Origin of the sequence: Streptomyces sp. CA-146814 (genome assembly GCF_050942385.1) — a bacterium.
GTDB lineage: Bacteria > Actinomycetota > Actinomycetes > Streptomycetales > Streptomycetaceae > Streptomyces.
Window position 1 is genome coordinate 4448903 of the sequence record NZ_CP192068.1, and the last position, 25907, is coordinate 4474809.

A 25907-nucleotide genomic window follows, 5' to 3' on the forward strand; every position below is an offset into this window, starting at 1 on the left:
TTCGAACATCCAATTTCGATCACCTTTCGCCCTTTTCCTTCACCTCCCTACGTACGACTGAGGTCACCCATGCCCCCCTCGGCCACCGCTCCGGTCGACTCCCCGCAGCCCTCGGCTCCACAGCCCACCGGCGGCGTGGACCGGTTCTTCAAGATCTCCGAGCGGGGGTCGACCGTCGGCCGCGAACTGCGCGGCGGGTTCGCCACGTTCTTCGCGATGGCGTACATCATCGTGCTCAACCCGATCATCCTGGGCAGCGCGAAGGACATGTACGGCAACCAGCTCGACAACGGCCAGCTGGTCACCGCCACCGTGCTCTCGGCGGCCTTCTCCACGCTCCTGATGGGCGTCATCGGCAATGTGCCGATCGCGCTCGCCGCCGGGCTCGGCGTCAACACCGTCGTCGCGCTCCAGCTCGCCCCCCGGATGAGCTGGCCGGACGCGATGGGCATGGTCGTCCTCGCGGGCATCGTGGTCATGCTGCTGGTCGCGACCGGGCTGCGGGAGCGCGTGATGAACGCCGTACCGCGCTCGCTCCGCAAGGGCATCGCGATCGGCATCGGCCTCTTCATCCTGCTGATCGGCCTGGTCGACTCCGGTTTCGTCTCGCGCATCCCGGACACGGCCATGACCACCGTGCCGCTTCAGCTCGGCGGCGACGGCCACCTCACCGGCTGGCCGATCCTGGTCTTCGTGCTGGGCGCGCTGCTCACGCTGGCGCTGATCGTGCGCAAGGTGCCCGGCGCGATCCTGATCTCGATCATCGCCATGACGGTGGTCGCCCTGGTCATCGACGCGGTGGCGGGCCTGCCGGAGGGCGCCTGGGGCCTGACGACGCCGTCGTGGCCGGGCAACCCGGTCTCCGCGCCGGACTTCGGGCTGCTCGGCGAGGTCAGCCTCTTCGGCGGGTTCGGGAAGGTCGGCCTGCTGACCGGCATCCTCTTCGTCTTCACCGTGCTGCTGTCCTGCTTCTTCGACGCGATGGGCACCATCCTGGGCGTCGGCGACGAGGCGAAGCTGATGGACGAGAACGGCAACTTCCCCGGCATCAACAAGGTGCTGTTCGTGGACGGCATCGCGGTCGCGGCCGGCGGTGCGAGCTCCTCCTCCGCCACCACCTGCTTCGTGGAGTCCACCGCGGGCGTCGGAGAGGGCGCCCGCACCGGACTGGCGAGCGTCGTGACCGGTCTGCTCTTCTCGGTGGCGCTGTTCCTCACACCGCTGGCGACCATGGTCCCGTCGCAGGCGGCCACGCCCGCCCTGCTGGCGGTCGGCTTCCTGATCATCGCGGGGTCCGTACGGGACATCGACTGGAGCGACTACACGCTCGCGGTCCCGGCGTTCCTGGCGATGGTGATGATGCCGTTCACGTACTCGATCACCAACGGCATCGGCATCGGCTTCGTCGCCTTCTCCGTGCTGCGTCTTGCGGCGGGCCGGGGCCGTGAGGTCCCGATCGCGATGTACGTGGTGTCGGCGGTCTTCGTCTTCTACTACGCGATGCCGGCGCTCGGCCTCACGTGATCGGGTCTCTGGTCACGGTCGGGCCCGTCGGCCCGTAGAACTTCTCCGTCTCGTCGACGGCCGCCTTGAAGCGTTCGTCGAAGTCGTCGCGAATGAGCGTCCGGACCACATAGTCCTGGACGCTCATTCCGCGTTTCGCGGCGTGCTGCCGGAGCCGGTCGAGCAGCTCACCGTCTATCCGCAGGCTGAGCACTGTCGATCCCATACCGAGCAGGGTCGCCGCCCGGGGGCGCTTTTCGCGTCACTTTCCGCTTCCGTCTCACTCGTTCGGGTGAGCTGTTTCTCGCGGGCGTACCCTCGGGTGGTATTTAGTTTGGGTAATGAGTTACGCTAACAAACATGCCTGACCTGATCCACGACGGCGAGAGTGCCGCCGCCGTGAGCTCCCTCCGCTCAGCCGTGATGCTGCTGGGCCGGCGCCTGAAGCACCAGCGCGTCGACGAATCGCTGAGCCCGACCGAGATGTCGGTGCTCGGCACCCTGGCCCGCTGCGGCTCGGCCACCCCCGGTGAGCTGGCCCGCAAGGAGCACGTGCAGCCTCCGTCGATGACCCGCATCGTCGCGCTGCTGGAGGCGAAGGGACTCGTCAGGCTGGAACCGCACCCCGATGACCGTCGGCAGAAGATGGTCAGCCAGACCGAGCAGGCCGAGGCCATGCTCGCGGAGAGCCGCACCAAGCGGAACGCCTGGCTGGCCCACCTCGCCGAGGGCCTGGACGAGGACGAGTGGGAGACGCTGCGGGCCGCCGCGCCCGTGCTGGAGAAGCTCGCCCACCTGTGACCCCGCGGGCGCGACGGCGGTGACGTCGTCCCCGTACCGGATGAGACAGCCGGTCCGGGGAAGGCGATCGCAGCCGGGACCGGCACATCACCGGACCCGGACGATCACCGCCGGAGCGCCCGTCGTCACGTCCTCGTCGGACCGCACGCCGCAGACGCCTGAGGAGATGAACCCTTTTGAGTACGGGACCCGGAGCAGACTCCGCCCCCGCACCGACTTCCACCCACGAGAGCACGACCGGCGGGACCTTCTCGTCGCTGAAGATCCGTAACTACCGCCTGTTCGCCACGGGCGCCGTGATCTCCAACACCGGTACCTGGATGTCCCGCATCACGCAGGACTGGCTCGTCCTGAGCCTGACGGGTTCCGCGACCGCCGTGGGTATCACCACGGCCCTCCAGTTCCTTCCGATGCTGCTCTTCGGCCTGTACGGCGGTGTCATCGCCGACCGCCTCCCGAAGCGGCAGATCCTGCTCGTCAGCCAGGCCATGCTCGGCCTGTGCGGTATCGCGCTGGCCGTCCTGACCCTCTCCGGCGTCGTCGAGGTCTGGCACGTCTACCTGGTCGCCTTCCTTCTCGGCATGGTGACCGTCGTCGACAACCCGGCCCGCCAGTCGTTCGTCTCCGAGATGGTCGGCCCCGCGCAGCTGCGCAACGCGGTCAGCCTGAACTCGGCGAACTTCCAGTCCGCCCGCCTCATCGGCCCCGCCGTCGCGGGTGTCCTGATCACCACGGTCGGCAGCGGCTGGGCGTTCCTGCTCAACGGCCTCTCCTTCCTGGCACCGCTCATCGGCCTGCTGATGATGCGGACGAGCGAACTCCACGCCTCGGTACGCGTGCCCCGCGCCAAGGGCCAGCTGCGCGAGGGCCTGCGGTACGTCCGTGGCCGTCCGGAGCTGATCTGGCCGATCGTCCTGGTCGGCTTCGTCGGCACGTTCGGCTTCAACTTCCCGATCTGGCTCACCGCCTACGCCGATGAGATCTTCGACGGCGGCGCCGGCATGTACTCGTTCTTCAACATCCTGATGGCCGCCGGTTCGCTGGCCGGCGCGCTGCTCTCGGCCCGCCGCCGCTCCACACGGCTGCGGATGCTGGTGGCGGCGGGCACGGCGTTCGGGCTGCTGGAGATCGCCGCTTCCCTGTCCCCGTCGGTCTGGCTGTTCTCCCTGCTCCTGGTCCCGATCGGCATGCTGGGCCTGACGACGAACATCACCGCGAACACGAGCGTCCAGATGGCCGCCGACCCGGAGATGCGGGGCCGGGTGATGAGCCTCTACATGATGGTCTTCGCCGGTGGTACGCCGGTGGGCGCGCCGATCGTCGGCTGGATCAGCGACACGTACGGCGCCCGCGTCGGCTTCGCGTCCGGCGGCGCGATCTCGGTGATCGCCGCGCTGGCCGTCGGCTTCGCGCTGGCCCGCGTGGGCGGCCTCCGCCTGAAGGTCGACCTCCGCCCGGGCCGGCCGCACGTGCGCTTCGTACCGCGCGAGCAGCTGGCGACGGCTGCGTAGGGGCACGAGAAAGGCGCCCTCCCCCCGGAGCGATCGGGGGAGGGCGCCTTTCGCGTGTCCGGGTCAGTCGCGCGGGAAGGCGTCGGTCTTCAGGACCAGGTCCATGGAGGTGTCGGTGAGATCGACGTCGAGGCCGAAGTCGACGACGAGCTTCTTGTGGTAGCCGCCGTCCTTCGGCTCCGAGTGGAGGAGGCAGCGGCCCACGTACGGATCGACGATGAGGAAGAGGGGGACCCCGGCGGCCGCGTAGGCGTCCTTCTTGGGCCCGTAGTCGGCCGCGGCCGTGCCCTTGGAGATGACCTCGCCGACGAACTCGACGTGCTCGGGGAGCCAGCGGCCGCGGCTGTCCTTGGCCGCCTTGTCGAAGAGCTTCACGATGTCGGGGGCGAAGCCGTTGCCTTCGCCGAAGTCGATGCGTACGTCCGAGAGCAACCGGTCCTCGGCGAACCGAGGCAGCAGCTGCTTGATGATGGCCAGAATGATGCGCCAGTGCGTGTCCCGCTGCGGCGACATGTGGACGGTCCCCTCGACGATCTCGACCTTGAATCCCTCGGGGGTGGGCTCAAGCCACTCGAACATCTCGTCCAGAGTGAACTCGTCGCTGATGTCGGCCATGTCGATCCTGTCGGTGTCTACGACGGTCATCGTGCCGCTCCTCCCCGCTGCCGCACGGGCGTGCGGCAGCCGCGTAGCACAACGATAGGCCTGGCCTCCGGGACACGCCCGGACTCCGCCTACGCCTGCCGAGGACCGGGAGGTGGTACGGGCCCGGGCTCGGGACCGGCCGGTGGTGCGGTTACGCTCGAAGGGTGGACCCGAAGACCAGAAACCGCATCATGGCGGCCGTGCTTGTGCTCATGTTCCTCGTCGTCGCCGTGGCGGCCGCCTTCGGCGCCTGAGGCGGGCGGTGCGGCGCGCGGCGGTGTGCGGGGTGTCGACCCCTCGCCGCGCTGCGCCGCAGCGACCGCCCGCTCACGCCCAAGGAGCTCGCCGCCAACGTCGTGGTCAGCTCCGCCGCGCTGACGAACCGGATCGACCGCCTCGCCGCCCGCGGCGGACTGCGAGGAGCTGAACCGGCTGCTGCGGACGCTGGTGATCACGCTGGAGGGCTGCCGCTGAGGAGGGCCCCTGGCGCTCCGGCCGACGTGTCGTCCGGAACGGCTGCTTGCCTGGAGTGGACTCGAAGGAGTTGGCTGGGGCGTCATGAAGTACACACAGCTCGGACGCACCGGACTCAAGGTCAGCCGACTCGTGCTCGGGACGATGAACTTCGGCCCGCAGACCAACGAGTCGGACAGTCACGCGATCATGGACTCCGCCATCGGCGCGGGTCTGAACTTCTTCGACACCGCCAACGTCTACGGCTGGGGCGAGAACAAGGGGCGCACCGAGGAGATCCTCGGCACCTGGTTCGCGCAGGGCGGCGGTCGGCGCGACAAGGTGGTCCTGGCCACCAAGATGTACGGGAACATGGCGCCCGACGGCGACGCCTGGCCCAACCACGACAAGCTCTCCGCCGTGAACATCCGGCGCGCGGTCGACGCCTCGCTCAAGCGGCTCCAGACGGAACACATCGACGTCTACCAGTTCCACCACGTCGACCGGGACACCCCGTTCGAGGAGATCTGGCAGGCGATCGACGTCCTGGTCCAGCAGGGCAAGATCCTGTACGCGGGTTCCTCGAACTTCCCCGGCTACAAGATCGCCCAGGCCAACGAGCAGGCGGCCAGGCGCGGTTCGCTCGGCCTGGTCAGCGAGCAGTGCATCTACAACCTCGCCGAGCGCCGCGCCGAGATGGAGGTCATCCCGGCCGCGCAGGAGTACGGCCTCGGGGTCATCCCGTGGTCGCCGCTCCACGGCGGTCTGCTGGGCGGCGTCATCAAGAAGGAGGCCAAGGACGGCCGCCGCGCCTCGGGGCGCTCGGCCGACGCCCTGGCCAACAGCACGGTCCGCTCGCAGGTGCAGGCGTACGAGGATCTGCTGGAGAAGCACGGCCTGGAGCCCGGCGAGGCGGCCCTGGCCTGGCTGCTGACCCGCCCCGGCGTCACGGGCCCGATCGTCGGCCCGCGCACCGCGGAGCAGCTGGAGAGCGCCCTGCGCGCGCTGGAGCTGGAACTCCCGGAGGCGGTCCTGACCGGCCTGGACGAGATCTTCCCGGGCCCGGGCCCGTCGCCGGAGGCCTTCGCCTGGTGATGTGCCGGGTGATGCGCCTCGTGACGTGAGCCGATCGGCCGCCGCCCTGCGGAGGGGGGGCGGCCGATCGCGCTGTCCACAGGCTGTGGGCGGCTACTGCGCGAACCGGTCCAGCGCCGCCAGCACCGCCCGCCGGGTCGCGGGCCCGCCGAGGTGTCCCGCGTCCTCGATGACGGCCAACTCGGCCTCCGGCCAGGCCCGGTCGAGCTCCCAGGCGGTGATCAGGGGGCTGCCGAGGTCGAAGCGGCCGTGGATGAGGGCGGCGGGGATGCCGGCCAGGCGGTGGGCCTCGTCGATGAGCTGGTTCTCCCGCAGCCAGGCGCCGTGGGAGAAGTAGTGGGCACAGATCCGTACGAGGGCCTGCTGAGCACGGCCCGGGCGGCTGCTGTACGGGGCCGGGCCCGGGTTCGCCTCCAGCGAGAGGACCGCGTCCTCCCAGGCGCACCAGGCGGCGGTGGCCCGCTCCCGCACCTCCGGGTCCGGGCTCTCCGTGCGACGGGCGTAGGCGGCGACCACCTCGTCCGGCCCGGCGGCTTCGGGAACGGCCGCACGGAAGGCGTGCCAGGCCTCGGGGAAGAGGTGGCCCGCGCCCCGGTAGAGCCAGTCGATCTCGCTGCGCCGGGTCGTGGTGACCGAGGCGATGACGGCCTCGGTGACCCGCTCCGGATGCGCCTGCGCGTACGCCAGAAGCAGCGTGGAGCCCCAGGAACCCCCGTACAACAGCCAGTTGTCGATGGAGAGGTGCTCCCGCAGGCGTTCCATGTCGGCGACGAGGTGGTGCGTGGTGTTGTGCCGCAGGTCCGTCGCGGGGTCGCTCGCGTGGGGCGTCGAGCGACCGCACCCGCGCTGGTCGAAGTGGACGACGCGGTAGCGCTCCGGGTCGAAGGACCGGCGGGCACGCGGCGTACACCCGGACCCGGGCCCACCGTGCACCACGAGCGCCGGCTTGCCGCCCGGATTCCCGCACACCTCCCAGTACACGAGGTTGCCGTCCCCGACGTTCAGCAGGCCGCTGTCGTACGGCTCGATCGGCGGGTACAGGTCGTCGGGCGGCGTTACGCGGTCCACCGGGTGCCTCCCCTTGCGTGAATTCGTGAACGAGCCACCTTACGGGAGCGGGGGCGCCCGCCGTCGGGGTGACGGAGGGCGCCCCTGTGCACCGCGCTGTCTTTCGTCAGCTGAGGGACTGGAATCCGAGCCATCCGCTGCTTCCGACGACTACGCCGCTGCCGGTGAGGTTGGCGTGGAAGTAGAGCTTTCCGTCACTTCCGGTGGCGAAGATGTCGGCCTTCTTGTCCGAGCCGGCATCGGGGAAAGCGGTGAGCAGCGGCCGGTGGGCGCTGGTCCACCCGCTTCCGATCACGGTGTGGGAATTGCCGAGTCCTTCACCTAGAGGTCCGCGGCCTTCATAGAGCCGGAGTTCGCCGTTGGTCTTGTGGCGTGCGATGAGGTCGACGCGATCGTTGCCGGAGTGGTCGCCCGGTGCTGCCAGGTCGTAGTTCGACCAGGACCCGTTACCGACGAGGACGGGGGCGCGGGCGGAATCCAGGTAGAACGACTTGGAGCCGAAGTAGAGCCAGAGGAAGTTGCCCTCCTTGACGAGGAGGTCGGGGTAGCCGGCGACATCCACGATGCCGTCGTTGTCGGTGTCCAAGGGGCCGTCGACGTCGCCGATGGCGAGGATCTGGTCGGCGTTCTTCCAGTGGTTGTTGGCCCGGTCGTAGACGTCGAGTTCCTGACGCTCGTACAAGCAGGCACGCGAGTGCCCGTCGGCCTGTTCGTCCTGCGCGGTGCAGGCCCAGCCGACGCCGTTGTTCGGGTAGAGCTGGAGGGCCTTGCCGTCTTCTCCCGGGATGGCCGCGATGAGGTCCTCGAAGCCGTCGCCGGTCCAGTCGCCACGACGGGTGATGCTGGCTCCGGAGAAGTCGCTGTTGCTCGCGGTGGTGCCGGTTCCGACGTATCCGTTGCCCTGGCCGGGGTACAGCCACAGTTCGCCGTTGCTGCGTACGCCGTAGAGGTCGGCGTTGTTGTCCCCGTTGAGGTCGCCGGCCTTGTCGGGGATGGAGAGTCCGTTGGCGTAGAAGAGGTAGGCGGCTCGGTCGGAGCGGTTCTGTGCGGCGTCGAGGCTGCGGACGTGGAGCCGCTGTGATCCGGCTGAGGTCGGGGTCAGGACGAGCTTGGCGTCGATCCTGCCGTCCCCGTCGAGGTCGGTACTGGGCGTGACGGTGCGGACGGTGTGGTCCCAATCGGTCCAGTACTCGTACGACTTCACATCATTGACTCCCCCGTTGCCGAGGATGAACGTTCCTGCGGTTCGGGCTTGTCCGGTGACGGCGGGCCAGCCGTCGGATCCGTCGGGGAACTGCTGTGAGCTGATGGTGGGCGGTGTGCTGGGCCGGGTGGGATCGAAGTTGAACCGGCACGTGGCCGCATCGGGAGCCCAGGCGGAACCGGCGGTCGTGTCGAGAGCCTGCACCCTCCAGCCGAAGTTGCCTTTGGCCGCCGTCAGGTACTTCTGCAAGGTGGCTTTGGGGATCTTGACCTTGGCCACGGTCCCTGAGGTGGCGGAGACGATCTGGTTGAAGATCTCGGCTCCGCCGGAGAGGTTGTTGCTGCCCCACAGCCGGAACTGGGCACGGACCGTGCCGCCGTCAGGGTCGGAGACCTTCGCGGTGAGCGTGACGTCGGTGTTGCCGATCGTGGTGTACGGAGCGACCGTGTCGCACCCGCCGGAACTGGGAATCGTGTCCAGGGTGTTCGGCACGTTGGGCACGGTGTTGTACGTCGTCGACAGCACGGCCGAATTGGCGTCGAACTTCTTCCACGCGAAGACGTCGCTCTCACTGCTCGCCCGCATGCCCAAGGTGAGCGTGTGCCCCTTGTTGGCGATGACGTCCTTCGCGCCGGCGGTCACGTCGAAGGCGAGATTGCCCCCGGGACAGTTCGGTCCCCAGCCCAGGGACTCGTTGACCGAGTCCAGCTTCGTGCGCCAGTCGGGCTGCTCGGCCCACGTGGTGGACGCGGTGATCGCCCCGGTCTCCCACACCTCGAGCGTCCGGTTCGTGCACGACCAGGACCAGGTGTTCTTGATCCGGAACGTCGAGGAGGAGACCAGCTTCTTGGTGGACCACAGGTTGGCGGTGTTCATGCGGAAGAACGACCTGGCCAGCCCGTCGGTCTCGTTCTCGTATCCCACGCGGGCGGTTGTGGTGCCCTTGTCCCAGTTGGCGCCGTTGAAGAACGAGGTCTTCGGGTGCTTCTTGTAGGCGATGGTCCAAGAGTGACGGGAGCCGGACACCGCCGGGTCCAGCAGCACCGGGTACTGGGTGTCCCGACCCGTCAGGAGTTCCTCATCCGGCGTGAGGCTCAGCTTCCCGTCCTCGACCGCCAATCCCATGACCGCCTGCTGCGCACCGTAACCGGGTTCGAACTCGTCGGAGGGCGGCGGCGGGCCGGTGGGGGCGCTGCGGGCCGAGCGGGCCGCGGGTGCGGCAGGCGCGGCGGCAGTGGTGCTGTCCCACATCAGCGGGGTCGGTGCGGTGAAGACCTCTTCGCCGGCCGGGTTGACCGCCGTGAGGTTGCCGTGGGCGTCGGTGCTCACTGCCAGGCCACTGGTGTCCAGGCCGAAGTGGACCTGCTTCAGCGCCGGATCGGCCGCCGCCTCGGCGGTCTTGACGACCAGGAGGCTGGAGAAGCCGGCCGGGCCCGCCTTGATCTTCAGGTCGACATCCGTCAGGACATCCCCGAACGTCAGGGTGTCGCCGTCGACAGCGGGCGCGGGCAGCGGCTGCGGCCAGGTCCAGGACATGCTGCGCCCGTCGCGTACAACGGTCGCCAGCGGCCCCTCGCCGCCGCCGGAGAGCCGCACGTCCACCTCTGTGGCCTTCGGCGACAGCGAGCCGTCGGCGTTCGCCTTGAGGGTGGTGTCGATCGGTACGAGTCGACTGTCCTGCTGTACGAACTGGGGCAGCGCGTAAGTGTCCTGGGTGAAGGTGCCGTCGGGGTTGGCGAACACCTGCGACACCTCGGTGCGCTGGGCGAGCACCTCCACGGGCCGGCCGCTCTCCGCCGCCTCGGTCTGCGCCAGGGCCTCAGCGTCAGCCTTGGGCGCCGTGGGCTGCGGAGCGGTCGAGGATTCCGCGGCAGCGGCTTCCGGCAGGTGCTGAGGCACCCCGAGTGTCAGGACGGCGGCGAGGGCCGCCGCTCCCGTGACGCCGCCCCTTGTTCTCCATCTGGTTTTGCTTCGCAAAAGTTCCATCAAAAAGTCCCCTCCCAGGTCTGTTCGACTCGCACCCTAGAACGTGAGGGAAGTGTGGCGAAAGTTTGCACCATTGATGAGGCGTCAGGTTGCCTATTTAAAGCCTCTTATTCTTCTCATTTCGGTGCATATAACAATGAACTGAGCATCCTCTCCCTTTGGTCGGCGGCTGAAAGGCCTCGAATCGTTATGAATTCTGTGTGCTGACGGTGTGAAAGTCCTGCTAACTTGCGTGCTCGTCTGCCAAATTTTGCCAACGGGTGGGGAGTTCTGCGCATGTTCTCGGGTGGGGGCGTCATTACCGGACGCGTGAGGAGACGGGTGCGGCTGATAGCCGCCGGCCTGGCCGCGTTCCTGTTGTCGGGACTGCTCGGTGGGCCGATTGCGGCCGCCGCCGACCTGGATCTGCTGAAGCTGGAGAAGCCGGACCCGGTGCCGACCCGGGAGGTGGCGAAGCAGCTGTCGTCGAAGCCCGACCAGGCGGCCCAGCATCCGTGGAAGTCGCCCAAGGTCACCTGGCCTGAGCCCGGCACCGCGACTCCCGCACTCCGGGAGAACGGAGCCCCGGTGAAGGCCGGTTCGCTGCCCGTCAGCGTGGGCCTCACCACACCGGGGACGGCGGCTTCGGCCAAGGCGTCGGCCCTGTCCTCCGTTTCCGGCAAGCCCCGGGCCACGGGGCCGCAGAAGGTCCAGGTCCAGGTCCTGGACCGGGCCACCACCGAGTCGCTGGGTGTCGAGGGTGTTGTGCTCGCCCTGCGTCCCGCTGCCGGGGCCGAAGGGAGCGTGGACGTCGAGGTCGACTACTCCGGTTTCCGAGACGCCTACGGCGGCGACTGGGCGTCCCGCCTCACCTTGAGGAAGCTTCCTGCCTGTGCGTTGACCACACCAGGGGGAAAGGGCTGTGCCACGGGTGAGTCCCTCACCACGAGCAACGATGCTCGCGAGGGCACGCTGAAGGCCTCGGTTCCCCTGCCCGCGGCTGCCCCCGCCTCCGGCTCGCAGGCTGCGGGTGCCGTTCCGGTGGCGCGGTCGGCGGGAGTGCAGGCGGTCTCGGGCGGTACCGTCCTCCTGGCCGCCACCGCCGCGGCGGCCGGCCCGTCGGGCAACTTCGCGGCCACTTCGCTCTCCCCGTCCTCCTCCTGGTCCGCCGGTGGTTCGAACGGCGGGTTCTCCTGGACCTACCCGATAGACGTTCCGGCCGTCGCCGGTTCCGCCGTCCCGGAGCTGAAGCTCGGCTACTCCTCCCAGGCGGTCGACGGGCGTACCGCCTCGACGAACAACCAGGCGAACAGCGTCGGCGACGGCTGGTCGATGGAGCCGGGCTACATCGAGCGCCAGTACATCGCCTGCACCGATGACACCGAAAACAGTACGACCACAGCCAAGGTCGGGGACCTGTGCTGGAAGAAGGACAACGCCGTCATCAACCTCGGCGGTCGCTCCAACACCCTCATCAAGGACGACACCACCGGCCAGTGGCGGCTGGAAGGTGACGACGGCACCAAGGTCGCGAAGCTAGCCAGCACCGCGCGACCCAACGGCGACAACGACGGAGAGTACTGGCGGATCACGACCCCGGACGGCACGCGCTACTACTTCGGCTACAACCGTCCATCCGGCTGGGCCGCAGGTAAGGAGGAGACGAACTCCGCGTGGACGGTTCCGGTCTTCGGCAACCAGACCGGCGAGCCGTGCTATGCGGCGGCGTTCAAGGACGCCTGGTGCCAGCAGGCCTGGCGGTGGAACCTCGACGCGGTCATCGACCCGCACGGCGACGCCATGTCGTACTACTGGGAGAAGGAGACCAACTACTACGGTCGCAACGTCAACCCCAGCACCGGTGCCTCCACCGCGACTCCCTACACGCGAGGCGGCTACCTCAAGCGGATCGAGTACGGCCTGCGTGACGGCAACTTCTACGCCCAGCCGGCTGCCAAGGTGGAGTTCACCAACAGCGAGCGCTGCCTGAGCGACTGCGCAACGTTCGACAAGGCCAAGGCCAAGAACTGGCCCGACGTTCCCTTCGACCGCTACTGCGCCTCGGGCACGGAGTGCAAGGACCGCTACTCGCCCTCCTTCTGGAGCCGCAAGCGCCTGACGAAGATCGACACGTCGGTCCTCATCGGCACGGCCTTCAAGCCGGTCGACTCCTGGGCCTTCACCCACCAGTTCCCCTCGCCGGGCGACGGCAGTGACCCGGCCCTGTGGCTGGCGTCGATCACGCGCACCGGTCACGGCGGCACCGGCTCCGTCACCCTCCCCGCGGTGACCTTCCTGGGGCAGACACGGCCCAACCGTGTGGAAGGTGCCACCACCGGCGGCAAGCCGGACCCGGTGCCGCCGTTCTGGCGCTACCGCGTCTACGGGATCAACACCGAGACCGGCGGACGGATCGGGGTCACCTACTCGCCGACCGACTGCACAGCGGGCAGCATCCCCACCCCCACGTCCAACAACCGGCGGTGCTATCCGGTGAAGTGGTCCCCGCCAGAGGCTCCCGGGGCGAACTACGAGCCGTATCTCGACTGGTTCCACTCCTATGTCGTCACCCAGGTCCTGGAGACCGACGTCACCGGCGGCGCCCCTGCCAAGCGGACCGACTACGCGTACCTCGACGGCATGGCCTGGGCCAAGTCGAAGGACGACGAGTTCACCGTGGCCAAGCACCTGACGTACGGCGACCGCAAGGGGTACGGCCGCGTCCAGGTCCGCACGGGTGCGGCACCCGACAAGCGGACCCTGAAGGAGTACCGCTACTTCCGCGGTATCGACGGGGCCTCGGTCAAGGACACCGAAGGGATCGCCGTCGCCGACCGGGAGGCCTTCGCCGGCATGACCCGTGAGGAGGCCACCTACAACGGCGACGGCGGCAAGCTCGAGACCACCACCAGCTACGAGCCGTGGCGCTCGGCCGCGACCGCCACCGAGACCCGGGCCGAAGGGCTGCCCGCGCTCCACGCGTACGCCACAGGCGGGAAGATCGAGCAGACCCGCACCGCCGTCGGAGCGGGCTGGCGCACCACGCGCCTGGAGCGCACCTTCGACCCGGTCGGCCAGGTGCTGACGGAGTCCTCGCTCGGCGACACGGCCAAGTCCGGTGACGAGGAGTGCACCACCAACACCTACGTCCGCAACACCACGCTCAACATCCTCACCACGATCTCCGAGTCCCGGACCGTGGCCAAGCCCTGCGGCACCACGCCGGCCCTGCCGGCCGACCTGGTCTCGGCCGAGCGCTACTACTACGACGGCGCGACCGCCCTGACCACCCCGCCGATCCGGGGCGATGTGACGCGCCTGGACGAGCAGGACGCCAAGGGCACCGGGTACCTCACCACCGCGACCCACACCTACGACCAGCACGGCCGGGAGAAGACCTCCACCGACGCGCTGAAGGTCACCACCACGCGGACCGGCTACACCCCCGCAACCCTCCAGGCACCGACCACGGTCACCGTGACCAACGCCAAGGACCACGTGGCCACCACCACGCACGACCCGGTCCGGGGTGTGGTCACCGCCGCGGTCGACGCCAACGGCAAGCGCACCGATGCCGTCCATGACGGCCTGGGCCGGCTACTGAAGGTATGGGAGCCGGGCTGGACCAAGGCTGCCAACCCGGCCAAGCCCTCCGCCGAATACAGCTACCGGATCTCCCGGACCGAGACGAACGCCGTCACCACCAAGACCCTCAAGCAGAACGGCGAGTACCGCACCACCTACACGCTCTACGACGGACTGCTGCGCGAGCGCCAGACACAGGCCCCGGCCATCGGCACGCAGCACCGGATCATGACGGAGACCCACTACGACACCCATGGCCGGCCGTGGCAGACGTATGCGCCGTACTACGCGACGGACGCGCCGTCGGCAACGTTGAATTCGGCCGCGGTGAACACGGTCCCGACCGCGACACAGAGCCTCTTCGACGGAATGGGACGCGTCACGGACGCCCTGTCCGTGAAGTTCGGTGACGAACAGTGGCGGACGAAGACGGTCTACGAGGGTGACCGCACCACGGTCATCCCGCCCAAGGGCGGCACGGCCACCACGACGGTGACGGACGCACGCGGACGCACGACCGAGCTCCTGCAGTACACGGACGCCGCACGCACCACGTCGGAGAAGACCCGGTACGTGTACGGCAAGTACGACGAGCCGTCCTCGGTCATCGACCCCGACGGGAACACCTGGACCTACACCTTCGACAGCCGGGGCCAGAAGACGAAGACCATCGACCCGGACAAGGGCACCACACTCACCGAGTACGACGACCTCGGCCTCCCCACCACCACGACCGACGACCGGGGTATCACCCTCACCACGAAGTACGACGTGCTCGGCCGCAAGGACGAGGTCAGGCAGGGCACCGAGCTCCTTTCCAAGTGGACCTACGACACCCTGGCCAAGGGGCAACTGACCAAGAGCACGCGCTACATCGGCAGCGCCGAGTACACCACCGCCACCGGCGGGTTCAACGACCGCTACCAGCCGACGTCGACCAGCACCACGGTTCCGGCCGCTGCGGGCGGCCTTGCGGGCACCTACACCTGGACCTACGGCTACAACGAGGAGACCGGGGCGCTGCTCTGGACCCTCAACCCTGCCGTGGGCGACATCCCGGTCGAGCGGGTGACCACGAACTACAACAGCAACGACCTGGCCTTCCGCACCAGCGGGCAGTATGACGCCCTGGTCGCCAACACGCTGTACGACGTCTTCTCCCGCCCCACCCGCCTCGAGTTCAGCGCCGATCTCGGTAAGAAGGTCTACAAGACCCTGCTGTACGACGAGCACACGGGTCAGGTGACCCGGCAGACCACCGACCGGGACGTCGTTCCCCAGCGGGTCGATGACACCACGTACGCCTACGACCCGGCGGGCAACGTCACCGGCGTGACCAACGTCAGCGGCCAGGACGCACAGAAGTCCACCGACACCCAGTGCTTCACCAACGACCCGCTGGGCCGGCTCTCCGAGGCCTGGACGGCGAAGACGGACTGCGCGGCGGTGCCTTCGGCGTCGACGGTCGGCGGCCCGGACGCGTACTGGCACAGCTACAGCTACGACAAGATCGGCAACCGCTCGAAGCAGGTCGAGCACGCCACCACGGCCGGCGGCTCGGACGCCACGACCACCTACACGCACCCGTCCCCGGGGACCAAGCGTCCTCACGCGGTGCAGCAGGCATCAATCACCGGCGGCCCGGCCGATGGGCGCACCAGTACCTTCCAGTACGACGACGCGGGCAACACCACCAAGCGGACCATCGGCACCACGGTCCAGGACCTGACCTGGACCCCTGAGGGCCAGCTCGCCACCCTCACCGAGGCCGGCAAGGAGACCGCCTACACCTACGACGCCGACGGCAACCGGATCATCGCCAAGAACGGGGACGGCTCCAGCACCCTCACCCTCCCCAACGGAGACGAACTGAAGCTTGGGGCGAACGGCACCAAGACCGCGACCCGTTACTACACCCACAACGGTGAGACCGTCGCTGTCCGCAACGGCAACTCCATCGCCTACCTGATCAACGACCACCAGGGCACGGCGATGACGGCGATCGCGGTCGGCAGCCTGGCCCTGACGCGAAGGAAGCAACTGCCCTTCGGCCAGCTCCGGTCGGCCCAGTCATCGGTCTTCGGCCCCCGCGGCTTCGTCGGCGGAACCAACGACCCCACCGGCCTCACCCACCTGGGCGCCCGCGAATACGACCCCGTCCTGGGCCGCTTCGTCTCCGTCGACCCGATCATCGACTTCGGTGACCCGGCGCAGATGAACGCCTACAGCTACGCCCACAACAGCCCCCTGACCAAGTCCGACCCGACGGGCCTACGCCCCGACGACACCGTCGGCAACGTCAAGGGCGACGAGCGCTGGGCCTCCGACCGGGGGATGTACGCCAGCTACACACTCAAGAGCGGCAAGTGGGTGTGGAAGGAGACCCCGAAGCGGGGCGCTGAGCCAAAGAAGCGCTACAAGGCCTATAAGGCGAGCCCCAGCACCTACATGGTCAACGACAACCACGCCCAGAAGCGTGCAGCCGACTTCAAGGTGCAGGCGAAGAAGGCAGCAGACAAGCGTGCGCGAGAGGCGGCGGCTCAGCAGCGCAAGGAAGACGGCATCTTTGGCAACATCATGAAGGGTCGCTGGGGAGCCGCCTGGAACAATAGTGGTGGGAAGGTGGTCAGCCACGTCGGGGAACATTGGCGCGGCTACGCGCAGATAGCAGCCTTTGCAGTGTGTGTGGCGGCGTCCGCCGGAGCCTGCCTGGCGGCAGGAGTCGCTCTGGTCATCCTGGACAACGGTGCCGATGTCATCAATGGGAAGTTCGACAAGAACAAGCTCATCAAGCAGACGGCCTGGGTCGCCGCCGGTGGTGCAGCTGGTAGGTTCCTGGCCGGTAGCTGGAGCGGCAGTGCGTTCGTTCGTGGTCCCGCTGGGGCGCGCCCGCCGGTTTGGCGAGGTGATGTACGCCCGGCCGCTCCGAGGGGCGTGCTGGATTCGAGGCAGACAGCCATGAACATGAGTACCAACACGGGTTTGGCCTGGGCGGGATGCGGCGCCGGCGGCTTCAGCGGTGGCGCAGCGGGTGCTTGTTGATGATCAACACGATTCGACCCGTGCGGCGACCGCGTAAGCAGCCCGTGGTTACCCTTCGGCGAAAAAGTGGGCGGATAGCGGGAATTTCGCTCGTGGTGGTGGGGGGGCCTCTGTCCGTGTATGTGGTCACGGCATACGGCGGACAGTACTCGTCGTCGGACGCGGCCGTCATCGCGGCAATGTTCCTCTGCGGGCTTCGCCTCATCTGGCGGGCTATAGGGAGGCCGTGCATCGAGGTACACGCTGAGGGGCTCTTCGTTGTCGGGCTGGCGGGGCGCAGTTGGGTCAACGCGAGAGACATCCGCATGATCTCCACAGAAGGCGGAATGACTGTTCTGATGACGGACGGCCATGAGGTGTCCGTATTCGCCTTCTCGGCCTCGATGCTGGACCGCGGGCAGACCGAACGGGCTGCGTCGCAGATGCGACGTGTGCTGAAGAAGGGAGCGGTGGTCGAGGGCAGTGTGCCATCGACCCGCTCTCCGGACTTCACCTGGTTCGATTTGGCCCTTGTGCCGTTGCCGGTTCTGTTGCTGTTGGCGGCAACCGGGGTCTGGGGGACCTGGAGCTAGGTGCCCCGTTTGATTCCCTACGGGATGGCCGATGGTACTGGGCGTCGCGCCGCGCACGTTCGGTGGCGCGGCGGCCAGTAGTTGTGTGAAGGCCGGATTCCTTCCCATGGTGATTTTCTGGGTGCCTACTGGGGTTTTGGAGGTGCTCCGAGTATCGGCCCCTTGGCTCTCGGTGGACCGATTTTCGCGTACGGCCAGGCGTAACCTGGCCGCCGTGAACGCGACTCCTCGGATCCTCGCCGTACTGGACGACATCCTCGCCTCCGCCGCCCCTGACCAGCGCGGGGCGTTGTGGCATCTTGCCGAGCAGGGGCGGGAGTTGGACGCGAATCTGGTGCGGCTGCCGGGTGGGGCGGAGGTCGGGGAGCATCAGGAGGACGTGCTCGATGTGCTGCTCGTCGTGCTGGAGGGCGGGGGGCTTGTGCGGGTGGCGGGCGGGGAGCTGGTGTTGGGGCCGCGTACCGTTCTCTGGCTGCCTCGGACCTCGCGGCGGGCTCTTGTCGCGGGGGTGGACGGGCTCACGTATCTCACCGTCCACCGCCGACGGCCCGGCCTCGCCATCAAGGCGCCGAGCGCGGTGTCCGCGTACGAGGGTGGCGAAGGGCCCTGCATGCTCGACCGGGTCTGCCCGGAGTGCGGGCGGTTGTCCGAGGATTCCGCGCCGGTCTTCTGCAGCCGGTGCGGGGAGCGGTTTCCGGAGCGGTGAGGGCGGGGCGGTGAGGGCGGATCCGTGACCCGGGCTCGTGAGCCGGGCTCCGTAACCCGTAACCCTGGCCCCGGGTCCGTGGACCCGCCCCCGTACGCCCGGAAGTCTCAGTACCCCTTGCACTCCGTCAGGTCCGGTCGGCCCGGTGGGGTCCTGTTGTTCATCAGGGCCGACAGGTTCTTCTCGTACATGTCCTCCCAGACCTTCCCGGCAAGGATCTTTCGCAGCGCCGAGCACACCTCGCGTTTCAGGCCCGTGGAGCCGGGGCGCATCGCCACGCCGTAGCCCTCCGCGCCCTGGATGTTCTCCAGGCGCCGCACCTTGCCCGGGTTCGCCTTCTCGTAGCCGGCGAGGATGATGTCGTCCGAGGCCACCGCGTAGACGTCCGACGTCACGTCCAGCAGCTGGTCCAGGCAGTCCTGGTACGTGTTGGGCTGGGACTCCGTCATCGTGAAGCCCCGTTTCGGCAGCTCCGTCTCGTACGTCGACTCCCTCGCCGTGCACACCTCGACGCCCAGGCGGCGCAGGTCGCTGGAGTCGTTGATCGTGTACTTGCTGGACTTCTGGCGGACCAGGAAGCTCCGGCTCGCCTCGTAGTACGGGCCCGCGAAGTCGACGCTGTCCCCGCCGGGTGACGCGCTCTTCCGTTCGGGCGTGATGCTGTACGAGGCGATGACGAGGTCCACGCCCTTCGTCCGGAGGGCGGTGCTCCGGTAGTCGGTCGGGACCGTGGTGAAGGCGACCTCGTCGCGGTCGTACCCCAGGTGACCGGCGATCGCATAGGCCAGGTCTATGTCGTAACCGGAGTATTTTTTCGTCTTCTTGTCGTACTTGCTCAGGCCCGGCTGGTCGTCCTTGACGCCGATCTTGAGGAGGGGGTTGGCGGCCTTCCACTTCTCCGTTTCGGTGGTGCCACCGCCCCGGCCGCCCGAACCCGCTGTGGTGGTGCCGCTCTTGCCCGTGCTGTCGTCGCCGACGCCCTGCGCCACCAGCCAGCCCGCCGTGCCCAGCAGGGCCACGCACACCACCGCCGTCGCCGCCTTGAGCCAGGGGCGGCGACGCACCGGGTGTCCGTCCGCTGCCTGAGGCGCCGGGGCTTGTGGGCCGAGGGGCTTCGGAGAGGGGTCGGGCGCCGGTTCCGAGACCGCCGTCGGTGAGTGCGTCGCCGCGCCCGCCGCCGTCGCGTTCCGGGCGAGCGGGGCGCCCAGCACCTCCCGCAGCATCGCCTCCGCCGTCGCCGCGTCCAGCCGCTCGGCCGGGTCCGGGAAGAGGAGGCCCTGGATCACCGGGGCGAGCGGGCCGGCGTACCGGAGGGCCGGGTCGGGGGTCTGCCGGATGTTCTCCTGGACCTCCCACACCTCGCCGCCGGCGAAGGGGACCTTGCCCTCGGCCATCTCGTACAGCGTGATGCCCAGCGCCCACAGGTCGGACGCCGGGGTGGGGCCGGGGGAGCCGGGCGTGAAGAGTTCGGGTGCCAGGTACGCGGGCGTGCCGATCACGCTGCCGGACCGGGTCACCTGCGCCGCGCCCTCGAACGTGGCGATCCCGAAGTCCACCAGGATCGCCAGCCCGTCGTCCCGCACCAGCACGTTGCCGGGCTTCACATCGCGGTGGACGACCGACGCCGCGTGCACCGCCCGCAGGCCCTGGAGGATCTGGAGGCCGATGTCCGCGGCCCTGGGGACGGCGAGCACCTGCTCGGACCTCAGGAGATCCGCCAAGGACCTGGCTTCGAGCAGCTTCATCACGATCCAGACCTGGTTGTCGGTCTCGACCTGGTCGTGGACGGTCACCACGTTCGGGTGCTCGATCTTGGCGATCGCCTCCGCCTCCCGGCGCGCCCGCTGCATCGCGGCGGCCTGGGTTCCGGCGGTCATCGCGTTCCGGTCGAGCAGGCCCTTCACGGCGACGAAGCGGCGCAGCCGCCGGTCGTGGGCCCGCCACACCTCGCCCATACCGCCGCTGCCGATCGGTTCCAGCAACTCGTAGCGGCCCTCGATCACCACCTGCGGGCGGCCCTGCGGGCGGTCGCGTGGCGGTGTCCTGGGCCATTCCTGTGCGGTCCCGGAGTCCGCGCGCTGGAGGCCCTCGCCCGCCCAGCGGTCCTCCGGAACACCACGGCCGTCGCCACCGGCTCCCGCCCCGGACCTGTCTTCGCCTTGCATGCGACCCCCTGTGCACTACATGGACCAGGCAAACAGTAGACGTTCCGTCAGGACTCGACAGGGTTGCGGGGCATGGCGTTCCCGGGCGTGCTCAGGGCGCCGCGCCGCCGTTGCTCTTCAGCAACTGCCCGTTGACCCACTGGCCTTGTGGCGAGCACAGGAAGTCCACCAGGTGCGCGGTGTCCCGAGGGGTGCCGAGGCGGCCCAGCGGGGTGCCCTGGATGAGGGCGTCGCGCAGCTCGTCGTTCATCCAACCCGTGTCCACCGGGCCGGGGTTGACGACGTTGGCGGTCACGCCGAGGTGGGCCAGTTCGTGCGCGGCGGCCAGCGTGATGCGGTCCAGGGCGCCCTTGCTCGCGCCGTACGGGAGGTTGCCCACGGTGTGGTCGCTCGTGAGCGCGACGATGCGGCCGGTGCCGGTGCCGGTGCCGGTGCCGGTGCCCGTGCCCGTGTCCGCGCTCGGTTCGCCGGGCTTGCTTCCGGGCTCGCCGCGGAATCGGAGCCCGTACTCGCGGATCAGCAGCCAACTGGCCCGCGCGTTCACGGCGAAGTGCCGGTCGAACGCCGCCACGGTGGTGTCCAGCAGTCCCGAGTCCACCGACTCCGCGTGCGAGAGGATCAGCGCGGTGACCGGGCCCAGGCGCTGTTCCGCCTCGTCGAAGATGCGGGTGGGGCCATCCGGATCGGTCAGGTCCGCCTCGATCGCCGCCGTACGGGCTCCGGCGTCCTCCAGCTCCCGCGCGATGGACGCGGCCGCCCCGTCCTCGGCGCCCCACTCCATCCGCCGGTCGTACGGCGTCCAGTAGGTGAAGGCGATGTCCCAGCCGGAGGCCGCCAGCTGCCGGGCGATGCCCGCGCCGATGCCGATGGAGCGGCCGACGCCGGTGATGAGCGCGATGGGGCGGGCCGGTGCCCGTCGGGAAGTCCGCTCCGCCACGGCCGAGGGCTGTTCGTTGATCGTCACGGGCCGATCCTTCGTGACCCGTACGCGTACGTCAACGGCTTTCCCGGCCGCCTCTCCGGCCCCTTCGCGCCACCGCTGACCTGCGACGATCTATCTTCCTGGTGGGCCGACCCGATCTTTGTGTCTCCCCGTCCGGTGGCGGGCGGCTCGGCGTACGTCGTCGGCCTGGAGCCGCCGGTCCACGTCCCGGTCCACGCGCTGTGGCCCGCGCATACGACCTGTCCGGACCGGGAGATGTTCCTCGGCCGGGTGGGGGATGGAGCGGGAGACGGTTGACGTGCGGGGTCGGTGCCGCTGCCGGGCCCGGGGGTACGGACGCGGCCCGGACGGCGGGGGCCGATGACCTGTGCATCGTCGGTCCCGGCGGCTTTTTCGGCTTTGGCGAGCGCGCGGTACAGGGAGGCGACTGAGGGGTGCTTGCCCACGTTCTTGCCGGTCTTGATGGTGAGCCTGCCCGCGATCTCGGGGACAGGGACGCCGCGGTCCTTCAGTGCGCGGGCGAACAGGAGCGAGTCGTCGTCGATCACCTTGCGGCGTCCGCTGTGGTTGCCCTTAGCGGCGGCGGCCTCCTTGATGTCGTACGCGAGATTGAGGGCCCTCTCCGGCGGCTGCGGCTGCGGCGCTCGACGAGGACGACGTCGCGCCAGGCGCCGTGGTGGCGTCCGATACGTTCGCGGGTGCCGATGACACGGAACCCGGCGCGCTGGTGCAGGGCGAGGCTGGCGGTGTTCTCCGGGAAGATGCCGGACTGCACCGTCCAGATACCAGCGGCGTCGGTGGAGGCGAGCAGGGCGGTCAACAGGGCCAGGCCCACCCTGCGGCCGCGGGCGTCGGGGTGGACGTAGACGGAGTGCTCGACGACGCCGGCGTACGCGCACCGGTCGGAGACCGGCACCACGGCGGCCCAGCCCAGCACCTGGCCGTCCTTGTGCAGGGCGACCAGGCGGTGGGCGGGCAGCTTGACGCTGTCGAATGCTTCCCAAGCCGGGGCGGCGGCCTCGAAGGTGGCGTTGCCCTCGTCGATGCCGAGTTGGTAGATCGCCAGGACCTGCTCGGCGTGCTCCGGCCGCAGCGGTGTGATGCGCACGCCGGTCTCGGTGCCCGTCACGCCGCAGGCTCGATGCCGAGTTCGGCGAGCAGGCCCCGGATGCGCCGCTCGATCTCGTCGCGGATCGGCCGGACGGCCGCGACGCCCTGCCCTGCCGGATCCTCCAGCTGCCAGTCCAGATACCGCTTGCCGGGGAAGTAGGGGCAGGCGTCGCCGCAGCCCATGGTGATCACCACGTCGGACGCCTGCATTGCCTCTGCGGTGAGGGCCTTGGGCGTCTCGGCCGAGATGTCGATGCCGACCTCGGCCAGAGCCTCCACCACAGCCGTGTTCACCGTGTCGGCGGGCGCGGATCCGGCCGAGCGGACCTGGACGCGGTCGCCGCCGAGGTGGGTGAGGAAGGCGGCGGCGATCTGGGACCGGCCGGCGTTGTGCACGCAGACGAACAGCACGGAAGGAACGGCGGAAGTACTCATCAGGCCAGGACGCCTTCTTCAGTGGAACGGGCGGAGGGCTGCTGCCCGTCGTGCGGGACGAGGGCCTCGTCCTCGTCCCCGGTGGCCGGGCTGCCGAAGCAGACGGCGACCAGGCAGAGCCCGACGGCGGCGCCGATCAGCTGAGCGGCGAGGAAGGGCAGCACGGAGGTGGGGGCGATACCGGCGAAGGTGTCGGTGAACGCCCGGCCGGTCGTGACGGCCGGGTTGGCGAAGGACGTGGAGGAGGTGAACCAGTAGGCCGCGCCGATGTAGGAGGCGACCAGCAGCGGCGCCAGGTGCGCGCGGCCGGCGCGGGCCAGGCCGAAGATGAGCCAGACCAGCCCGGCGGTGGCCACGACCTCCGCCAGCCACAAGTGCCCGGCCCACCGCTCGTGGGTGGAGAAGGCCACCAGTGGCTTGTCGAACATCGCGTTGGCCAGCAGCGCCCCGCTGACCGCGCCGACGACCTGGGCAGGTATGTACGCGGAGACGTCGCGCAGGGTCAGACCGCCGCCGGTGCGGCGGCCGGTGAACCAGGCGGCCAGGGTGACCGCGGGGTTGAGGTGCGCCCCGGACACCGGTCCCAGGAAGGCGATGAGCACGCCGAGCCCGAAGACGGTGGCGAGGGAGTTGGCCAGCAGCTGCGTCCCGATGTCGCGGGTCAGTTCGGTGGCCTGGATCCCGGAGCCGACCACCACCGCGACCAGCGCGGCCGTCCCCAGCCCTTCGACCGCCGCCCGCCGCAGCGGCGCCGGCGCGCTCACGCCGGGACCTTCACGGGTGCGGCGGGGATCTCCAGCAGGGCGGACAGCCTGGCCAGGGCTTCGGGGAGCACCCAGTAGTACACCCAGGTCCCGCGCCGCTCGGAGCCGACCAGCCCGGCCTCCCGCAGCACCTTCAGGTGGTGGGAGATCGTCGGCTGGGAGACGTCGAAGGGGTCGACGAGGTCGCACACGCACGCCTCGCCGCCCTCGTGGGAGGCGATCAGCGACAGCAGCCGCAGCCGGATCGGGTCCGACAGCGCCTTGAACATCCGCGACAGCTCCGCCGCGGCCTCCTCGCCGAGCGGCTCGCGGACCATCGGCGCGCAGCACGCCGCTTCGTCGTTCTGTCCGAGCACCGGCAGACCAGCTTGTTTCGATATTCCTCTATATTGACAGTCGTCGATCTCGATGGCAAGGTCGGTTGTATCGACAGGTGTCGAAACAGAGTCGTTGGGAGACCGTCATGTCCCGTGTTCAGCTTGCCCTCCGTGTTGCCGACCTCGAAGCCTCGATCGCCTTCTACTCCAAGCTCTTCGGTGCCGAGCCCGCCAAGCGCCGCGACGGGTACGCCAACTTCGCCGTCACCGAGCCCCCGCTCAAGCTCGTCCTCATCGAAGGCGAGAGCGGCGAGGACACCCGCCTGGACCACCTCGGCGTCGAGGTCGCCTCCACCGAGCAGGTCAGCGCCGCCACCACCCGGTTGAAGGACGCGGGGCTGGTGACGTTCGAGGAGAACGACACCTCCTGCTGCTACGCCCTCCAGGACAAGGTGTGGGTCACCGGCCCCGGTAAGGAGCCCTGGGAGGTCTACGTCGTCAAGGCCGACGCCGACCAGCTGGGCAAGAGCGCCGTCGCCGGCGGCGACGCCTGCTGCTCCGGCCAGGGAGAGAGCGCCGCGGCCGCGCCGGCGGCCTCGATAGGCGGGGTTCGACCGGCAGGTTTCGACATGCCGTGATGGGCCCGCTGACGGAGACTCGGCCTCGACAGCATCCCGGGAGCCCGGTGGCCCCGGCCCTGGGCCTACTCAGGAGGAACACCATGACCACATCGATCAGCGACCCGGTGGTCGAGAAGTTCGTCGCCGCCGTCAACGCGGGCGACGAGAGCGCCTTCACCGCCGTCCTCACCGACGACGCCACGATGTCCGACGACGGCAGCGAACGGGATCTGGCCGCCTGGACGGAGAAGGAGATCTTCTCCCCGAAGGCGAACGGCCGGATGGACGTCGTACAGGCCTCGGACGACGGCCGCACCCTCGTCGTCGACTACACGAACGACACGTGGGGCACGATGCGGACGCGCTGGTCCTTCACGGTCACCGGCGACCGCATCAGCCGCTTCGAGACGGGTCAGGCGCCGGCCTGAGGACCCCGCCTCAGCTCTCCCGCAGCCAGGGCAGCAGCTTCTCCGGGTTGCGGACGACCCAGATCCGGGTGACGCGGCCGTCGGCGGCGACGTCGAACGACGCCACGGTCAGACCATCTTCGTCCAGGCGGTCTCCACCGGACTGCTGTTCACCACGTCGTACGGAGAGATAGTGCACAGCGTCGGGGCGCGCGTGATGTACGGGGCGTCGATGCTGTACGTCCTCGCGGCGGTACTGGCCTGGAAGCCGGGCGGCGGATCGCCTCGGCAGATCTGGTACGTGACCGGCTTCCTGGCCCTCGCCTCGGCGCAGGTCGCGGTCGGTACCGCCCACCTGTCGGAGGTCCATCTCCCGTTGGGGTGCTGATGTTCGGCCTGAGCGTACTGGCGCTCGCAAGAAGCAACTGACGGGTCGTCAGGGTCGGTCGATCCGGTAGAGGTGGTGGGCCCGGTCGTCGACAGGATTGTCCGGCTCCAGCTCCCCTTCGGCGACCCGCACCAGCCCGGCCTTCTCCAGGGCCCGCCAGGACGCCCGGTTGGCCGCCGACACGGGCACGAGAACGCACGAGGCATCGGGATGCTCGTCCCAGATCGCCTGGACGGCCGACCGGATCACCTGCGGCCCGAGCCCACGGCCGACCAGCTGCGGCTCACCGATCAGATAGTCGATGCTCATGGCCCCGGCAGGAACGTCGACGAGGGTGGCGACCTCCACCAGATACTCGGGATAGTCCGCCAGCCGGCACCGCTGCACCAGCCCGACCGGCCTCCCGCCGACCTGAACGACCAGGTCTTCCGAGGGCTCCTCACCTCTGGCGGCGGGCCCGAAGTCCCGTCGTACGGCGTCGGCGGAGGTCTCATGGTTCCACCACCGGGCCACGTGCGGCTGCTCCAGCCAGGAGATCAGCAACGGGAAGTCGTCCTCGGTGAGCCTGCGCCAGGTGATCATCGGATCCCTCCATCAGGACGCGGCGG

General features: G+C 69.2%; 21 protein-coding genes and 2 pseudogenes. 11 read left to right on the forward strand and 12 right to left on the reverse strand.

Annotated elements, in window-relative coordinates; translation table 11 throughout:
• Nucleotides 1-69: 69 nt before the first annotated feature.
• Nucleotides 70-1524 (forward strand): NCS2 family permease, encoded by a 1455-nt coding sequence (locus ACQP09_RS19800; protein ID WP_433401555.1) that lies wholly within the window; start codon nucleotides 70-72, stop codon nucleotides 1522-1524.
• Here the strand turns inward: ACQP09_RS19800 and ACQP09_RS19805 are convergent.
• Nucleotides 1517-1729, reverse strand: a complete 213-nt coding sequence (locus tag ACQP09_RS19805) for a ribbon-helix-helix protein, CopG family (protein ID WP_404065407.1) — start codon at nucleotides 1727-1729, stop codon at nucleotides 1517-1519. The genes ACQP09_RS19800 and ACQP09_RS19805 overlap by 8 nt on opposite strands.
• 134 nt (nucleotides 1730-1863) lie before the next feature.
• On the opposite strand from ACQP09_RS19805, the gene ACQP09_RS19810 reads away from it, so the two are divergent.
• Nucleotides 1864-2304 (forward strand): MarR family winged helix-turn-helix transcriptional regulator, encoded by a 441-nt coding sequence (locus ACQP09_RS19810; RefSeq protein ID WP_404065405.1) that lies wholly within the window; start codon nucleotides 1864-1866, stop codon nucleotides 2302-2304.
• A 176-nt stretch (nucleotides 2305-2480) separates the two neighbouring features.
• Nucleotides 2481-3815, forward strand: a complete 1335-nt coding sequence (locus ACQP09_RS19815; protein ID WP_432147442.1) for an MFS transporter — start codon at nucleotides 2481-2483, stop codon at nucleotides 3813-3815.
• A 63-nt stretch (nucleotides 3816-3878) separates the two neighbouring features.
• Here the strand turns inward: ACQP09_RS19815 and ACQP09_RS19820 are convergent, their stop codons facing one another.
• Nucleotides 3879-4460 (reverse strand): Uma2 family endonuclease, encoded by a 582-nt coding sequence (locus ACQP09_RS19820; RefSeq protein WP_433401558.1) that lies wholly within the window; start codon nucleotides 4458-4460, stop codon nucleotides 3879-3881.
• A gap of 558 nt (nucleotides 4461-5018) precedes the next feature.
• Between ACQP09_RS19820 and ACQP09_RS19825 the strand changes: the two genes are divergently transcribed.
• A complete protein-coding gene (locus ACQP09_RS19825; RefSeq protein WP_433401560.1) occupies nucleotides 5019-6008 on the forward strand; it encodes an aldo/keto reductase in 990 nt (329 codons plus the stop codon).
• Nucleotides 6009-6101: 93 nt separating this feature from the next.
• Here the strand turns inward: ACQP09_RS19825 and pip are convergent, their stop codons facing one another.
• Together pip and ACQP09_RS19835 are read right to left on the reverse strand one after the other, a co-directional pair.
• Nucleotides 6102-7076 carry a prolyl aminopeptidase gene (gene pip, locus ACQP09_RS19830; RefSeq protein WP_433401562.1) on the reverse strand — a complete coding sequence of 325 codons (975 nt, stop codon included), beginning with the start codon at nucleotides 7074-7076 and terminating at the stop codon, nucleotides 6102-6104.
• 106 nt (nucleotides 7077-7182) lie between these two features.
• Nucleotides 7183-10179 carry a VCBS repeat-containing protein gene (locus ACQP09_RS19835; RefSeq protein ID WP_433401564.1) on the reverse strand — a complete coding sequence of 999 codons (2997 nt, stop codon included), beginning with the start codon at nucleotides 10177-10179 and terminating at the stop codon, nucleotides 7183-7185.
• Between the two features lie 408 nt (nucleotides 10180-10587).
• Here ACQP09_RS19835 and ACQP09_RS19840 point away from each other — a divergent pair, with 408 nt between their 5' ends.
• The 3 genes from ACQP09_RS19840 (at nucleotide 10588) to ACQP09_RS19850 (ending at nucleotide 18150) form a co-directional block, all read left to right on the forward strand.
• On the forward strand, nucleotides 10588-16872 hold the full coding sequence (locus ACQP09_RS19840) for an RHS repeat domain-containing protein (RefSeq protein ID WP_433401566.1): 6285 nt from the start codon (nucleotides 10588-10590) through the stop codon (nucleotides 16870-16872).
• A gap of 305 nt (nucleotides 16873-17177) precedes the next feature.
• Complete coding sequence (locus ACQP09_RS19845) at nucleotides 17178-17444, forward strand: hypothetical protein (protein WP_433401568.1); 267 nt, start codon at nucleotides 17178-17180, stop codon at nucleotides 17442-17444.
• Nucleotides 17445-17658: 214 nt separating this feature from the next.
• Complete coding sequence (locus tag ACQP09_RS19850; protein ID WP_433401570.1) at nucleotides 17659-18150, forward strand: hypothetical protein; 492 nt, start codon at nucleotides 17659-17661, stop codon at nucleotides 18148-18150.
• Nucleotides 18151-18257: 107 nt separating this feature from the next.
• Here the strand turns inward: ACQP09_RS19850 and ACQP09_RS19855 are convergent, their stop codons facing one another.
• Nucleotides 18258-20315, reverse strand: coding sequence for a serine/threonine-protein kinase (locus ACQP09_RS19855; protein WP_433401572.1), 2058 nt, complete (start codon nucleotides 20313-20315; stop codon nucleotides 18258-18260).
• A gap of 91 nt (nucleotides 20316-20406) precedes the next feature.
• On the reverse strand, nucleotides 20407-21279 hold the full coding sequence (locus ACQP09_RS19860) for an SDR family oxidoreductase (RefSeq protein WP_433401574.1): 873 nt from the start codon (nucleotides 21277-21279) through the stop codon (nucleotides 20407-20409).
• Nucleotides 21280-21399: 120 nt separating this feature from the next.
• On the opposite strand from ACQP09_RS19860, the gene ACQP09_RS19865 reads away from it, so the two are divergent.
• Entirely contained in the window at nucleotides 21400-21555 is a 156-nt protein-coding gene (locus ACQP09_RS19865) for a hypothetical protein (protein ID WP_433401575.1), read from the forward strand.
• 247 nt (nucleotides 21556-21802) lie between these two features.
• On the opposite strand, the gene ACQP09_RS19870 is transcribed toward ACQP09_RS19865, so the two are convergent.
• The 4 genes from ACQP09_RS19870 to ACQP09_RS19885 are packed head-to-tail and all read right to left on the reverse strand — an operon-like array spanning nucleotide 21803 to nucleotide 23884.
• Nucleotides 21803-22387, reverse strand: a complete 585-nt coding sequence (locus tag ACQP09_RS19870) for an N-acetyltransferase family protein (protein ID WP_433401577.1) — start codon at nucleotides 22385-22387, stop codon at nucleotides 21803-21805.
• The gene (locus tag ACQP09_RS19875) at nucleotides 22384-22803 is read right to left on the reverse strand and encodes an arsenate reductase ArsC (protein ID WP_433401579.1); all 420 of its coding nucleotides are present in this window, start codon (nucleotides 22801-22803) and stop codon (nucleotides 22384-22386) included. Before ACQP09_RS19875 ends, ACQP09_RS19870 begins: the two co-directional genes overlap by 4 nt.
• Nucleotides 22803-23567 carry an aquaporin gene (locus ACQP09_RS19880; protein WP_433401581.1) on the reverse strand — a complete coding sequence of 255 codons (765 nt, stop codon included), beginning with the start codon at nucleotides 23565-23567 and terminating at the stop codon, nucleotides 22803-22805. Before ACQP09_RS19880 ends, ACQP09_RS19875 begins: the two co-directional genes overlap by 1 nt.
• Entirely contained in the window at nucleotides 23564-23884 is a 321-nt protein-coding gene (locus ACQP09_RS19885) for an ArsR/SmtB family transcription factor (protein WP_433406673.1), read from the reverse strand. The genes ACQP09_RS19880 and ACQP09_RS19885 overlap by 4 nt, the downstream gene beginning before the upstream one ends.
• A 146-nt stretch (nucleotides 23885-24030) precedes the next feature.
• Here ACQP09_RS19885 and ACQP09_RS19890 point away from each other — a divergent pair, with 146 nt between their 5' ends.
• A complete protein-coding gene (locus ACQP09_RS19890) occupies nucleotides 24031-24522 on the forward strand; it encodes an ArsI/CadI family heavy metal resistance metalloenzyme (protein ID WP_433401584.1) in 492 nt (163 codons plus the stop codon).
• A gap of 83 nt (nucleotides 24523-24605) precedes the next feature.
• A complete protein-coding gene (locus ACQP09_RS19895; protein ID WP_433401586.1) occupies nucleotides 24606-24932 on the forward strand; it encodes a nuclear transport factor 2 family protein in 327 nt (108 codons plus the stop codon).
• 10 nt (nucleotides 24933-24942) lie between these two features.
• Here ACQP09_RS19895 and ACQP09_RS19900 read toward each other — a convergent pair.
• A pseudogene (locus ACQP09_RS19900) lies at nucleotides 24943-25044 on the reverse strand (RNA polymerase subunit sigma-24); the annotation flags it as partial.
• Between ACQP09_RS19900 and ACQP09_RS19905 the strand changes: the two are divergent.
• Nucleotides 25045-25340 (forward strand): annotated as a pseudogene (locus tag ACQP09_RS19905) (hypothetical protein); the annotation flags it as partial.
• Between the two features lie 7 nt (nucleotides 25341-25347).
• Here the strand turns inward: ACQP09_RS19905 and ACQP09_RS19910 are convergent.
• Nucleotides 25348-25881, reverse strand: a complete 534-nt coding sequence (locus tag ACQP09_RS19910; RefSeq protein WP_433401588.1) for a GNAT family N-acetyltransferase — start codon at nucleotides 25879-25881, stop codon at nucleotides 25348-25350.
• Nucleotides 25882-25907 lie beyond the last annotated feature (26 nt).